Here is an 11,262-nt window from a genome sequence, read left to right as displayed (position 1 = left end):
GGATGGCTCCGACGGCACCGAGGGGAACGAATCCAACACCTGGCGGGGGCGCGGGCGCGGGTGGCGCCGCCGACGGGCTGGTCGACCAGATCGTCTTCCGCTGGGACGGCACGAACGCCACCGGCAGCACCGGTTTCGGACCGGTCGCCTGGTCCGGCCGCCGGGCCCATGTGGCCGACGTGTTCCGGGTCGCCGGGCCGCTGCTGCGGGCCAGCGGCGACGAGATCCGGACCGCGCTGATCCGGATGCAGAGCGAGACCGAGGCGCTGCTGATCCGCCGCATGCCCTGGACCGACCCCGGCGGTTCCACCGCCACCATCTGCCATGCCCTGGTCGGCCCCGCCGGCCTCCTCGACCCGATGACCTGCCTCGGCCTGCACGAGTGGCTGTGGCAGGGCTCCCGCCTCGACTTCGCCGGGGTGCGCGGCGCGGTGCTCGACCGGATTCCCGAGAACGTGCTCATCGCCTCACGCGACGCGGGACTCCGCGCGCTCGACGCGGACCTCGCCCGGGTCGAGATCGAACTCGGCGGCGCGGTCGCGGAGTTGCTGCGCCACCAGGGCGGTCGCTACATGTTCCTCGACGAGCACGGCGACACGGCCCTGCCCGTGCTGTGGGGTCTCTACGGCGTGTTCGGAGACCTCCTGGAGCGCCGCTGGTCCTTCGCCACCCACGACACGGCCGAGAGCAACCACCTCAACTTCGTGTTCGTCGGCCGCTGGGCGGGCGCGGCCAGCCGCAACACCGACCGGCACCGCAGCGACCCGGGTGAACGCCTCGGCGACGAGGCCGAGACGCTCGCCGCCCGGCTCGTCGCCCACCACCTGCGCGGCGTCGCGGCGGGCGACGGCGAGTACGCCGTCTCCTCCCACCTCGACGCCGCCCACCGCAATCGCCCCCACGCCACCCTCCTCGAATGCGCCCGTGCCGCCCTGTACGCCCTCGGTCGGGAGAGGGAGAGGGAGAGGGAGAAGGAGCGGGAGCGGGACCGGGAGAGTGAGCGGGAACGGGAGTCGCGCCCGCAGAGCCGGCCGAGGCCCGCGACGCCGACGGACCCGCCGGTACGGCGTGAGCCGGAGCCCGAGCCCGTACGGGAGGCCGAACCCGAGCCCGTACGCGCGAGGAAGCCCGTGCTCGCGCCCGTACCCGTACCCGTACGGGAACCCGCACCCGCACCCGGGTCCGTCCCCGTACCGGAGCGCTCGGAGCAGCCGGCGCCCCGGTCCGCGTGGGGCGGGCCGCGGCGGAACCGGCGTGGGCTCGTGCCCGGGGCACGGCGGCGGGCGCGAGGGCACAACACCGGGCCGGGGGACGCGGAGTTGCTGGCCGCGCTGCGGGACCGGGGGCGTTCGTACGCCGACACCACGGCCCTCGTGCAGGAGGCGGCACGGCGCTTCCCCGGCTGGGCGCGTCCGTTGCAGGGCGAGCTGAGGGACCTGGTGATCGGCGAGGAGTACTTCGTCACCCACCCCTTCGCCGACGAGTGGATCGCGGCCGCGCAGCGCGGCGCGGACGCCGCCGCGCTGCACGACTGGGCGGTGCGCCCGCTGCTCGGCATACGGGGCGCCGATCCGGCCGCTGACCGGCTCGGCGACCTGCTGTGTCGGTTCGCGGTCCGCACGGCGCCGGAGGGCCGGGCCGTGCTCCGCGCGATCGTCGCCCTGGAACGCCCCGGCCTTCCCGAGCGCGTGTGGCGCGATCTCGTTCGGGAGGCGATCCCGCCCGCGGTCCACCTGGGCAACCGGCCGGAGCCGCCGCACCCACCGCAATCCCAGCCGGAACCCCAGCCCCAGCCCCAGCCCCAGCCCCGCCCCCGGTCCCAGCCCCGTCCCCAACCCGCCGCGCCCCGCGAGCCGTCGCGGTCCTCCGCCCCCGATGTCCCGCACGAGAACGACGGGTGGTTCGCCTTCGCGCTCCTCGGCGGGATCCTGCTGCTGCTCGTGGTGTCGGTGGTGATCGCCATCGTGACCTCGTGACACGCGGAGTACCACCCGCGAGCCGCCCCGCTCCGCCAGGATGGGGCGCATGGGATTCCATGTCGATTCCGAGACCGGGCGGCTGCGCCGCGTCATCCTCCACCGCCCGGATCTGGAGCTGAAGCGGCTCACCCCGACCAACAAGGACGCCCTCCTCTTCGACGACGTGCTGTGGGTCCGCCGGGCCCGCCAGGAGCACGACGGCTTCGCGGACGTGCTGCGCGACCGCGGAGTGGAGGTACACCTGTTCGGCGACCTCCTGCGGGAGGTACTCGAACTGCCCGCGGCCCGGAAGCTCGTCCTCGACCGGGTCTTCGACGAGAAGGAGTACGGACCGCTCGCCGCCGACCACCTGCGCGCCGCGTTCGACGGACTCGACACCGCCGAGCTGGTGGAGGCGCTGGTGGGCGGCATGACCAAGCGCGAGTTCCTGGCGGCGCACCGCGAACCGACCTCCGTGCGCTTCCACGCCCTCGACCTCGACGACTTCGTCCTCGGCCCGCTGCCGAACCACCTCTTCACCCGGGACACCTCCGCGTGGATCTACGACGGGGTGTCGATCAACGCGATGCGGATGCCGGCCCGGCAGCGCGAGACCGTCCACTTCGAGGCGATCTACAAGCACCACCCGCTGTTCACCGGGCCGGAGGCGGGCAGTTTCCACCACTGGTCGGAGGGCCAGGCCGACTACCCGTCGACGATCGAGGGCGGCGACGTCCTGGTCATCGGCAACGGCGCCGTGCTCATCGGCATGAGCGAGCGCACCACCCCGCAGGCCGTGGAGATGCTGGCCCGGGGGATGTTCGCGGCCGGTTCGGCGCGCGCGATCATCGCCCTCGACATGCCGAAGCGCCGGGCCTTCATGCATCTGGACACGGTGATGACGATGGTGGACACCGACACCTTCACCCAGTACGCGGGCCTGGGCATGCTCCGCTCGTACACCATCGAGCCGGGCGACGAGGGCCAGTCGCTGCGGGTCACCGACCACCCGCCGGAGCAGATGCACAGCGCCATCGCGGCGGCGCTCGGCCTCCAGGACATCCGGGTGCTCACCGCGACCCAGGACGTGCACGCGGCGGAGCGCGAGCAGTGGGACGACGGGTGCAACGTGCTCGCCGTGGAGCCGGGCGTGGTCGTGGCGTACGAGCGCAATGTGACCACCAACACGCATCTGCGCAAGCAGGGCATCGAGGTGATCGAGATCCCGGGGAGCGAGCTGGGCCGGGGGAGGGGCGGCCCACGCTGTATGAGCTGTCCGGTGGAGCGCGACGCGGTCTGAGTCCGAGGGGAGGGGGCTGTATAAGAATTCTGAATTACGTATACACTTCCAAGGGTCCTCGTCCTCCGACGTCCCCCGACCCTCGACGTCCCCGACCGTAACCCAGGAGCGCCCCATGGCCACCGACCTCATCGGCCGCCACTTCCTCAAGGAGCTGGACTTCACCGCCGAGGAGTTCCGCGGCCTGGTGGCGCTCGCCGCGGAGCTCAAGGCGGCCAAGAAGGCGGGCACCGAGGTGCAGCGCCTGCGCGGCCGGAACGTCGCCCTGATCTTCGAGAAGACCTCCACCCGCACCCGCTGCGCCTTCGAGGTCGCCGCCGCCGACCAGGGCGCCGCCACCACCTACCTCGACCCCGCCGGCTCCCAGATGGGGCACAAGGAGTCGGTCAAGGACACCGCCCGGGTGCTCGGCCGGATGTTCGACGGCATCGAGTACCGCGGCGACAGCCAGGCGGCCGTCGAGGAGCTGGCCGCGTACGCCGGCGTGCCGGTCTTCAACGGGCTCACCGACGACTGGCACCCCACCCAGATGCTCGCCGACGCCCTCACCATGACCGAGCACTGCGCCAAGCCGCTCGATCAGATCACCTTCGCGTACCTCGGCGACGCCCGCTTCAACATGGGCAACTCCTACCTGATCACCGGCGCCCTGCTCGGCATGGACGTCCGGCTCGTCGCGCCCGAGGCCTATTGGCCGGCCGAGTCCTTCGTCGCCGAGGCGCGCCGTCTCGCCGCGGCCAGCGGCGCGACGATCACCCTCACCGAGGACGTCGCCGAGGGCGTGCGCGGCGCCGACTTCGTCGCCACCGACGTATGGGTCTCCATGGGCGAGCCCAAGGAGGTCTGGGACGAGCGGATCGCCGCCCTCGGCCCGTACGCCGTGACCATGGACGTCCTGCGTGCCACCGGCAACCCGGACGTCAAGTTCCTGCACTGCCTGCCGGCCTTCCACGACCTCGGTACGGCCGTCGGCCGCGACATCCACGCCCGGCACGGTCTGACCGAACTGGAGGTCACCGACGAGGTCTTCGAGTCGGCCCACTCGGTCGTCTTCGACGAGGCGGAGAACCGGATGCACACGATCAAGGCCGTCATGGTCGCGACGATGGGCGACCCCGTGGCCGCCGGCGAGGGCGCCGTGTGATTGTCGTGTGATGTCGCGCATTCGTGACGACAGTCACATGTGAGTGATACCCTCCTGGTGGTGCTGCCGTACCGGTACGTGCACACAACAGGGAGGTCCTCCCGAAATGAGCCCCTTCACCGGCTCCGCGACCCGGACCGAACGGTGGCGCCATCTGCGCCTCACCGTCGACGACGGGGTCGCCACGATCACCCTCGCCCGCCCGGAGAAGCTCAACGCGCTCACCTTCGGCGCCTACGCCGACCTGCGCGATCTGCTCGCCGAACTCTCCCGGGAGCGCGCCGTCCGCGCCCTCGTCCTCGGCGGCGAGGGGCGCGGCTTCTGCTCCGGCGGCGACGTCGACGAGATCATCGGCGCGACCCTCTCCATGGACACCGCCCAGCTGCTCGACTTCAACCGGATGACCGGGCAGACCGTCCGCGCGCTGCGCGAATGCCCGTTCCCGGTGATCGCCGCCGTCCACGGCGTCGCCGCCGGCGCCGGCGCCGTCCTCGCCCTCGCCGCCGACTTCCGGGTCGCCGACCCCACCGCCCGCTTCGCCTTCCTCTTCACCCGGGTCGGCCTCTCCGGCGGCGACATGGGTGCCGCCTACCTCCTGCCCCGGGTCGTCGGCCTGGGCCACGCGACCCGCCTGCTCATGCTCGGCGACCCCGTCGGCGCCGCCGAGGCCGAGCGCATCGGCCTGATCAGCGAACTGACCGAGGAGGGCGCCGCCGACCAGCGCGCCGCCCTGCTCGCCCGCCGCCTCGCCGAGGGGCCCGCCCTCGCCCACGCCCAGACCAAGGCGCTGCTCACCGCCGAACTCGACATGCCGCTCGCCGCCTCCGTCGAGATGGACGCCGCCACCCAGGCCCTGCTGATGCACGGCGAGGACTACGCGGAGTTCCACGCCGCCTTCACCGAGAAGCGCCCCGCGAAGTGGCGGGGCCGGTGACCGCCCTGCCGGGCGCGGAGCCCCCGCGCCCCGCCCCGCGCCCGGAGCCCCCGCGCCCCGCCCCGCGCCCGGAGCCCCCGCACCGCGCCCCGCGCCCGGAGCCCCCGCGCCCGGAGGCCGGACACCCCGCCCCCGGCCCGGAAGCCGTGCGCCCCGCCCCGCTCCGCGTCGCCGTCATCGGCGGCGGCCCCGGCGGCCTCTACGCCGCCGCCCTCCTCAAGCGCGGCGACCCGGCGCGCGAGGTCACCGTCTGGGAGCGCAACGCCCCCGACGACACCTTCGGCTTCGGCGTCGTCCTCTCCGACGAGACCCTCGGCGGCATCGAGCACGCCGACCCGGCCGTCCACGCCGCACTGCGCCGCGACCTCGTGCACTGGGACGACGTCCACATCGCCCACCGCGGCCATCTGCACACCTCCACCGGCCACGGCTTCGCCGCCGTCGGCCGCCGCCGTCTCCTGGAACTGCTGCACACCCGCTGCGCCGAGCTCGGTGTACGGCTCCGCTTCCGCACCGAGGCCCCGCCGGCCGCCGAGCTCGCCGCCTCCGCCGCGTACGACCTGGTCATCGCCGCCGACGGGGTGCACAGCCGCACCCGCGAGGCGCACGCCGAGGTCTTCCGGCCCACGATCACCACCCACCGCTGCCGCTACATCTGGCTCGCCGCCGACTTCGCCCTCGACGCCTTCCGCTTCGACATCGCCGAGACCGAGCACGGCGTGATGCAGCTCCACGCCTACCCCTATTCCGCCGACTCCTCCACCGCCATCGTCGAGATGCGCGAGGAGGTCTGGCGGGCCGCCGGCTTCGACGCGATCGACGAGGCCGAATCCGCCGCCCTCTGCGCCAAGATCTTCGCCGAGGCCCTGCACGGCCGCGCGCTGCGCTCCAACAAGTCCGCCTGGACCGCCTTCCGCACCGTCGTCAACGCCCGCTGGTCGCACGGCAACACGGTCCTGATCGGCGACGCCGCCCACACCGCCCACTTCTCCATCGGCTCCGGCACCAAACTCGCCGTCGAGGACGCCGTCGCCCTCGCCGCCGCCGTCGACCGGCACCCCGTCCTCACGGACGCGCTGGAGGCGTACGAGGCCGAGCGCCGCCCGGTCGTCGAGTCCACCCAGCGCGCCGCCGCCGCGAGCCTGCGCTGGTTCGAGGAACTGGCCGGCCAACTCGACCGGCCGCCCCGCCAGTTCGCGTTCAACCTGCTCACCCGCAGCCGCCGGGTCACCCACGACAACCTGCGGCTGCGCGACCCCGCGTTCACCGCCGCCGTCGAGACCGAGTTCGGCTGCCCGCCCGGCACCCCGCCCATGTTCACCCCCTTCCGGCTCGGCGGCCTCACCCTGCGCAACCGGGTCGTCGTCTCGCCCATGGACCTGTACGTCGCGAAGGACGGCGTCCCCGGCGACTTCCACCTCGTGCACCTCGGCGCCCGCGCCCTCGGCGGCGCCGGCCTGGTCATGACCGAGATGGTCTGCGTGAGCGAACGCGGCCGGATCACCCCCGGCTGCACCGGCCTGTGGACCGGTGAGCAGGCCGAGGCCTGGACCCGGATCACCTCCTTCGTGCACGCGCAGGCCCCCGGCACCGCGATCGGCGTCCAGCTCGGCCACTCCGGCCGCAAGGGCTCCACCCGCCGCATGTGGGAGGGCATCGACCAGCCCCTGCCGGACGGCAACTGGCCCCTGGTCGCCGCCTCCCCGCTCCCGTACCGCCCCAGGGTCAACCAGACCCCGCAGGCCCTCGACCGGGCCGGACTCACCGCCGTCCGCGAGGAGTTCACGGCCGCCGCGCGCCGCGCCGCCCGGGCCGGCTTCGACCTGCTCGAACTCCACTGCGCCCACGGCTATCTGCTCTCCGGCTTCCTCTCCCCGCTCACCAACCACCGCACCGACGCCTACGGCGGCGACCTCGCCGGTCGGCTGCGCTTCCCCCTCGAAGTCTTCGACGCGGTACGGGAGGTGTGGCCGGCCGACCGGCCGATGACCGTCCGCATCTCCGCCACCGACTGGGCCGAGGGCGGCACCACCGCCGAGGACGCCGTCGGGATCGCCCGCGCCTTCGCGGAACACGGTGCCGCCGCCCTCGACGTCTCCACCGGCCAGGTCGTCCCCGAGGAGCGCCCCGAGTTCGGGCGCTCGTACCAGACCCCGTACGCCGACCGGATCCGCGCCGCCCTCGGCGTCCCGGTGATCGCCGTCGGCGCGATCTCCTCCTGGGACGACGTGAACTCCCTGCTCCTCGCCGGCCGCGCCGACCTCTGCGCCCTCGCCCGCCCCCACCTCTACGATCCCCACTGGACCCTGCACGCCGCCGCCGAGCAGGGATACGAGGGTCCGGCCGCACCCTGGCCGGCCCCGTACCGGGCGGGCAGCCGCCGCCCGCCGACCGGCCGCAAGGACCCCTGACCCCCGCCTCTGTGACCCCCCACCTCCGAAAGCACCATGGAGAGCACCATGAGGATCAACCTGACCAGCGTCTTCGTCGACGAGCAGGACAAGGCCCTGCGCTTCTACACCGAGGTGCTCGGCTTCGTGAAGAAGACCGAGGTCCCGCTCGGCGGCCACAGCTGGCTGACCGTCGTCTCCCCGGAGGACCCCGACGGCGTCGAACTGGTCCTGGAGCCCAACCAGCACCCCGCCGCCAAGGCGTACCAGGAGGCGCTGAAAGCCGACGGCATCCCGGTGAACTCCTTCGCCGTGACCGACGTGCGCGCCGAGTTCGAGCGTCTGAGCGCGCTCGGCGTGCGCTTCACACGGGAGCCGGTGGACGTGGGCCCGGTCGTCATCGCGATCCTCGACGACACCTGCGGCAACCTGCTCCAGATCGCCGAGTACAAGAGCTGAGGCGGCCGCCATGACCGAGCCGCTGCCGCTCTACTACGTCGACCGCTCGGACGTCCACCCGGGCGGCCTCGACGCGCTCCGGGCCGGGATGCGCGACCTGGCCGCCTTCGTCAAGGAGCGCGAGCCGCGCCTGCTCGCGTACCACTTCTACCTCGACGAGCCCGCCGCCACGATGACCGTGGTGGCCGTCCACCCCGACTCCGCGTCCCTGGAGCTCCACCTGGACCTCGGCGGCCCGAAGTTCCGCGCCCTCGGCCCGCACCTCCGCCTGCGCACCATCGACGTGTACGGCCGCCCGAGCCCGTCCGCCGTGACCCGGCTCCGCGCGAAGGCCGAGATGCTCGGCGGCACCGAGGCCACGGTCACCCTCCACACCCACCAGGCGGGCTTCAGCCGTATCGGGCCCTGACGGTGGGCGCTCATGCCTCCTGGGGACGGGCGCCGGGACCGGGCGGGCGCACGAACTCCGCGCCCCGCGCGTGCAGCAGTTCGTGCAGCGCCAGGAAGACCTCCGCCGAGCGCGTGCCCGGCCAGTTCTCCGGGAGGAGTTCGAGCGGGAGCACCGGGTCGGCGTAGGGCAGCCGGCGCCAGGAGTCGAGGGCGAGGAGGTACGCCCGGTAGGCCGCCTCCGGCGTGCCCGGCGGTCCGGCCCGGAGCACCGGTTCGTGGGCGTCCAGGAACTCCTCGTGCAGCTTGGCGATGGACGGCAGGTCCCACCAGCGGGACACCGCCTCCGCCGTCGCGGCGAAGCCCAGGTGGTCGCCGCGGAACAGTTCGACGTACGGCGCGAGGTCGAGCCGTTCCAGGGTGTGCCGGGTCTCCTCGTACAGCCGGGCCGGCGCGATCCACACGCCCGGCGCGGCCGTGCCGAAGCCGAGCCGCGCGAGGCGCGAGCGCAGCAGATGCCGCTTGTGGCGCTCGGCCTCGGGGACCGAGAACACGGCCAGGACCCAGCCGTCGGAGAGGCGCGGCTCGTCGCGGGCGTAGATCCGACGGTCGCCGTCGTCGAGCAGCATTCGCGCGTCGTCCGACAGGGCGTATCCGGCGGCGCCCTCCGCCGTCCGGCGCGGGATCAGCAGCTCGCGCCGCTTGAGCCGGGACACCGACGAGCGCACGGAGGGCGCGTCCACGCCGAGCACGCCGAGCAGCCTGATCAGCTCCGCCACCGCGAGCGGCGCGTCGTCCGGCGACCGGCCGTACGCGCCGTAGAGCGAGACGATCAGGGATCGGGGAGTGTGCTGCTCGGCCACGTGATCACTTTAGAGGCTTCAGGGGCCCGGGTCCCGCGCCGTCGTCCCCACGGCCCGCACCTGCGCCTGCGGCCCCGGTGTTCGGTCCGGCGTCCTCCTCCTCCGCCCGCAGCCGGAAGCGCTGGAGCTTGCCCGTCGCCGTGCGCGGCAGCGCGTCCAGGAAGACGATCTCGCGCGGCGACTTGTACGGGGCGAGCCGGGCCCGAACGAAGGCGCGCAGCGCCGCCGCCGTCGTACCGTCGCGCGCCACCCCGTCCCGTACCACCGTGTACGCCACGACCACCTGCCCCCGCACCTTGTCGGGCCGGCCGACCACCGCCGTCTCGACCACGTCCGGGTGCGCGAGGAGCGCCTCCTCGACCTGCGGGCCCGCGATGTTGTAGCCGGCCGAGATGATCATGTCGTCGGCACGTGAGACATAGCGGAAGTAGCCGTCGGGCTCGCGGACGTACGTGTCGCCCGTGACGTTCCAGCCCTCGCGCACGTACTCCGTCTGGCGCGGGTCGGCGAGATAGCGGCAGCCGACCGGGCCGCGCACCGCGAGCAGCCCCTCCTCGCCGTCCGGCAGCTCGCGCCCGTCGTCGCCGACGATCCGGGCCTGCCAGCCGGGGACCGGCCGGCCGGTGGTCCCGGGGCGGATGGCGCCGTCGGCGGCGGAGATGAAGATGTGGAGGAGTTCGGTCGCGCCGATGCCGTTGATCAGCTCCAGACCGGTCCGCTCCCGCCAGGCCTGCCAGGTGGCGGCCGGCAGGTTCTCGCCGGCCGAGACGCAGCGGCGCAGCGAGGTGAGGTCGGTGCCGCCGTGCGGCTCGGTCCCTCCGCTGTTCCCGTCGATGGGCTCGTGGCCGGGCTTGTCGAGCTCGTCCAGCATCACCCGGTACGCGGTCGGGGCGGTGAAGAGGACCGACACCCGGTGCCGGCCGATCGCGGCGAGCAGCTGCTGCGGCCCGGCCTGTTCGAGCAGGACCGCGCACGCCCCGGCCCGCAGGGGGAAGACGACGAGCCCGCCGAGGCCGAAGGTGAAGCCGAGCGGCGGGGAGCCGGCGAAGACGTCGCCCGGCTCCGGGCGCAGGACGTGCGCGGAGAAGGTGTCGGCGGCGGCGAGCACGTCCCGGTGGAAGTGCATACAGCCCTTGGGGCGTCCGGTGCTGCCAGAGGTGAAGGCGATCAGCGCCACGTCGTCGGCGGCGGTGTCCACCGACTCGTACCGCCCGGGCTTGCCGATCGCGAGACTGAGCAGGTCGTCGGGGCCGTCGCCGCCGAACGGGGTGACCCGCAGCCCCGGCACCTCGGCCTTCACCAGTTCGTCGACCACCCGTACGTCGCACAGCGCGTGGCTGCACCGGGCCATCTCGCACATCACGGCGAGTTCCCGGGCGCGCTGCTGGGCGAGCACGGTGACGGCTATCGCGCCCGCCTTCATCACGGCGAGCCAGCAGGCGGCGAGCCAGGGGGTGGTGGGGCCGCGGAGCAGCACCCGGTTGCCGGGGCGGACGCCGAGGTCGTCGGTGAGGACATGGGCGATCCGGTCCACCCGCTCGCGCAGCTCCCCGTACGTCCAGACCCCGCCCTCGCCGTCCCGGAAGGCCTCGCGATGGGCGCCGAATCGTTCCACCGTGCGGTCGAGGAGCTCGGTCCCGCAGTTGAGCCGTTCGGGGTACGCGAGGGCGGGCAGCTCGAAGAGGAGGCGCGGCCACTGGTCCGGCGGTGGCAGATGGTCGCGGGCGAAGGTGTCCAGGTGCGCCGAGGGCGTCAGCTCCATGCGCCGTCCCCCTGTCGGTGGGATCGTCGGAGAGGTGCCTGTTCGTGATGCCTATTCGTGGTGCC

General features: G+C 73.6%; 9 protein-coding genes. 7 read left to right on the top strand and 2 right to left on the bottom strand.

Going from position 1 to position 11,262, the window contains the following annotated elements:
* Window positions 1-2: 2 nt before the first annotated feature.
* The 7 genes from AB0C73_RS12635 (at window position 3) to AB0C73_RS12605 (ending at window position 8,594) form a co-directional block, all read left to right on the top strand.
* Window positions 3-1,976, top strand: coding sequence for a hypothetical protein (locus AB0C73_RS12635; protein ID WP_362528151.1), 1,974 nt, complete (start codon window positions 3-5; stop codon window positions 1,974-1,976).
* 49 nt (window positions 1,977-2,025) lie between these two features.
* Window positions 2,026-3,258 carry an arginine deiminase gene (locus tag AB0C73_RS12630; RefSeq protein WP_362528148.1) on the top strand — a complete coding sequence of 411 codons (1,233 nt, stop codon included), beginning with the start codon at window positions 2,026-2,028 and terminating at the stop codon, window positions 3,256-3,258.
* Between the two features lie 115 nt (window positions 3,259-3,373).
* The gene (gene argF / locus AB0C73_RS12625) at window positions 3,374-4,402 is read left to right on the top strand and encodes an ornithine carbamoyltransferase (protein WP_362528146.1); all 1,029 of its coding nucleotides are present in this window, start codon (window positions 3,374-3,376) and stop codon (window positions 4,400-4,402) included.
* 106 nt (window positions 4,403-4,508) lie between these two features.
* On the top strand, window positions 4,509-5,336 hold the full coding sequence (locus tag AB0C73_RS12620) for an enoyl-CoA hydratase family protein (protein ID WP_362528143.1): 828 nt from the start codon (window positions 4,509-4,511) through the stop codon (window positions 5,334-5,336).
* Window positions 5,337-5,482: 146 nt separating this feature from the next.
* Window positions 5,483-7,747, top strand: a complete 2,265-nt coding sequence (locus AB0C73_RS12615) for a bifunctional salicylyl-CoA 5-hydroxylase/oxidoreductase (protein WP_362528705.1) — start codon at window positions 5,483-5,485, stop codon at window positions 7,745-7,747.
* 48 nt (window positions 7,748-7,795) lie between these two features.
* Window positions 7,796-8,185 carry a VOC family protein gene (locus AB0C73_RS12610; protein ID WP_362528141.1) on the top strand — a complete coding sequence of 130 codons (390 nt, stop codon included), beginning with the start codon at window positions 7,796-7,798 and terminating at the stop codon, window positions 8,183-8,185.
* Window positions 8,186-8,195: 10 nt separating this feature from the next.
* Window positions 8,196-8,594, top strand: coding sequence for a hypothetical protein (locus AB0C73_RS12605; protein ID WP_362528139.1), 399 nt, complete (start codon window positions 8,196-8,198; stop codon window positions 8,592-8,594).
* A 10-nt stretch (window positions 8,595-8,604) separates the two neighbouring features.
* Here AB0C73_RS12605 and AB0C73_RS12600 read toward each other — a convergent pair whose 3' ends face one another.
* Together AB0C73_RS12600 and AB0C73_RS12595 are read right to left on the bottom strand one after the other, a co-directional pair.
* Entirely contained in the window at window positions 8,605-9,435 is an 831-nt protein-coding gene (locus AB0C73_RS12600; protein WP_362528136.1) for a PaaX family transcriptional regulator C-terminal domain-containing protein, read from the bottom strand.
* A gap of 4 nt (window positions 9,436-9,439) precedes the next feature.
* A complete protein-coding gene (locus AB0C73_RS12595) occupies window positions 9,440-11,197 on the bottom strand; it encodes an AMP-binding protein (protein ID WP_362528133.1) in 1,758 nt (585 codons plus the stop codon).
* Window positions 11,198-11,262: the final 65 nt, after the last annotated feature.

Origin of the sequence: Streptomyces sp. NPDC048623, assembly GCF_040650755.1 — a bacterium.
Lineage (GTDB): Bacteria > Actinomycetota > Actinomycetes > Streptomycetales > Streptomycetaceae > Streptomyces.
This window is presented reverse-complemented; position numbering and strand designations above follow the sequence as displayed.